The organism is Oceanispirochaeta sp. (genome assembly GCF_027859075.1).
Classification (GTDB): domain Bacteria; phylum Spirochaetota; class Spirochaetia; order DSM-2461; family DSM-2461; genus Oceanispirochaeta.
The window spans coordinates 1-2,448 of record NZ_JAQIBL010000086.1 but is presented as its reverse complement, the minus strand read 5'-3'; the positions used below and the strand labels follow the sequence as shown (position 1 = coordinate 2,448).

3 protein-coding genes are annotated in these 2,448 nt (G+C 48.0%); 1 reads left to right on the top strand and 2 read right to left on the bottom strand.

Annotation, left to right across the window (positions count from 1 at the left end):
- The coding region (locus PF479_RS04605) for an ankyrin repeat domain-containing protein (RefSeq protein WP_298002745.1) at positions 1 to 455 on the bottom strand (455 nt) is incomplete at its 3' end.
- Between the two features lie 61 nt (positions 456 to 516).
- Positions 517 to 873, bottom strand: a complete 357-nt coding sequence (gene trxA / locus PF479_RS04600; protein ID WP_298002743.1) for a thioredoxin — start codon at positions 871 to 873, stop codon at positions 517 to 519.
- Between the two features lie 209 nt (positions 874 to 1,082).
- On the opposite strand from trxA, the gene PF479_RS04595 reads away from it, so the two are divergent.
- A partial coding sequence (locus PF479_RS04595) for a M3 family metallopeptidase (protein ID WP_298002740.1) occupies positions 1,083 to 2,448 on the top strand: 1,366 nt, incomplete at its 3' end.

Sequence of the window (2,448 nt, the reverse complement as noted above, 5' to 3'; positions counted from 1 at the left end):
TCAAGAGCAGCAAAAAACAGACTCTCTCCCTGAGAGCTCTCTTTTGGTAGATCTCCATATTGAAGGAGCTGAGACATAAAATGAGGGTAAATACCCCGGTTTATCAGGATCTCATAGGGGCTCCGTCCCCTGTTATCCACCGTGTCCACCTCAGCCCCGGAGTTAAGCAGAAGGCTTAAAAGAGATTCGTTCTCACTGAACTGAAGGGCAAAATATAGTGGGGTCTGGCCGTTTTTATCCTTAAGATTGGGATCGGCACCGGATGAAAGAAGACGGGAGACGGCCTCTGAATTATCCATCCAGACTGCCCTCATAAGGGCTGTGCGCCCCATCTCATCCCTGGTATCAATCGGAATATCTTCTCCTACCGAAAAAACAGAAGACTGATCGGCAGAAAGAAGATCAGGAAGCAAGAAATTTAAAAACAATAAGGGGATAATAAAAATCTTTTTCATTCAGAAGGACTCCTCCCGGGCGATAAAAAATATTATATCCCCATATGAGGAGCGACCTCAACTACTCGACGCTGAGAATATCTTTCATTGCATCCAGTAAAGAATCCTTGGGTAGTGCTCCCTGAGCCATCTGCGGTTTCCCTTCCTTGGGAATAAACAGGATAGAGGGAATGCTTTGAACACCAAAGGCTCCAGCCAGTTCCTGTTCCGCTTCTGTATCAATCTTATAAACGTCCATCTTTCCCTCAAACTCTGTGGATAATTCTTCCAGAATGGGGGAAACCATTTTGCAGGGACCGCACCAGTCGGCATAAAAGTCTATGATACAGGGACGTTCACCCTTGAACTTCCATTCTTTTTCATTTTCGAAGTCAAATACCTTATCCAGGAAATCCTGTTTTGTCAGATGTTGAGCCATTGAAGGCCTCCTTTTATATTCAATTTTATATATAGTGAAAATAATAAAAACTCAGCAAAAGGTCAAAGGATAAAATAAAAAAAACATTTTTCTCTTCTTAAACAGTCTAAAACAAGAGAGGGTTAGTTTGCAAATCCATCCTATTTATGGGAAACTCTGCACTGAGACCGGACCATTATCCGGTCGCAAAGCATAAGAGGAGAACTGGAATGAGCCGCTCTGATTTACCTGCCTGGGATTTGAACATGTATCCCAGTTTTGATTCGGATAAATATAAAAAAGACAAATTGGAAATGGAAGAGATACTCCAGGGACTGGGGACAATACTCATAAAGGATGACCTCTGGAAGAATGAGGGGCTGAAGACTCTGGAAGAGATGATACCAGGGCTGAACAGAGCCCATGATCTTTATGAGTCTCTCGAATCCTATACATACTGCTCCTACTCTGTGAACACTGATGATGCCGCGGCTCTGAATGCCTTAAATGCCCTGGAAGAGGCGGCCCTCCCTTTTACAGGAGTACTGGTGCGTTTCAAAAACCGTCTGGCCGATTCAGGCAGCTCGGAAAAGGAGTGGAAAGAGTCCCCGATTCTAAAAGATTACCTCTATTATTTAAAAGAATCCCTGGAAGAGCAGAAGTTTCAGCTCTCACCGGAGCTGGAAGACCTGGCAGCCGATCTCTCCCGCTCCGGCGGGTCAGCCTGGGGGCGGCAACAGGAGAGCATCTCCTCCTCATTAAAGACAGACTGGGACGGGAAAGAAGAAAAGACAGTCACCCAGCTGAGGCTTATGGCAAGTCATCCCGACCGGGGAATAAGAAAAAAAGCCTGGGAGAAAGAGCTGAAATGCTGGGAGTCTATGGAGATTCCCATGGCGGCGGCTCTCAACGGCGTTAAGGGATTCAGTCATACCCTGAACTCCCGCAGAGGATTTGAGAGCACCCTGGACCGGTCCACCCGTCAGGCTGGAATGTCAGGAAACACCCTTGAGGCGATGATCGGGAGCATGAAAAACAGCCTGCCCGAGTTCCGCCGTTTTATGAAAGCCAAGGCGACCGCCATGGGTCTCCCGCGTCTGTCCTGGTATGATACGGTGGCCCCTCTGTCAACAAGGAGCGACGAATGGAGCTGGGACAGAGCAAAAACATTTATCACCCGTCATTTTTCCGCCCTCAGCGGGGAGTATTCTGAATTTGCCCGGATGTGTTTCGACAGGAACTGGATCGATGCCCCTCCCCGGGAATCCAAGGTGGGAGGAGCCTACTGCATCAGCTTCCCACTGACAGAAGAGAGCCGGGTCATGACAAACTTCTCAGGCTCCTTCAACGATGTTTCCACCATAGCCCATGAACTGGGACATGCCTGGCATCATGAGGTGCTGAAGAAGGCTCCTGCCCTGCACCGTCATTATCCCATGACTCTGGCCGAAACGGCCTCTATTTTTTCTGAAACTCTGGTATTCCAGGCCTGCTACCAACAGGCGGGAGATCAGGAAAAAGCATCTCTTTTGGATAGCACTCTGATGGACTCCAACCAGGTCATCACGGATATACTCTCCCGCTTCCTCTTTGAGC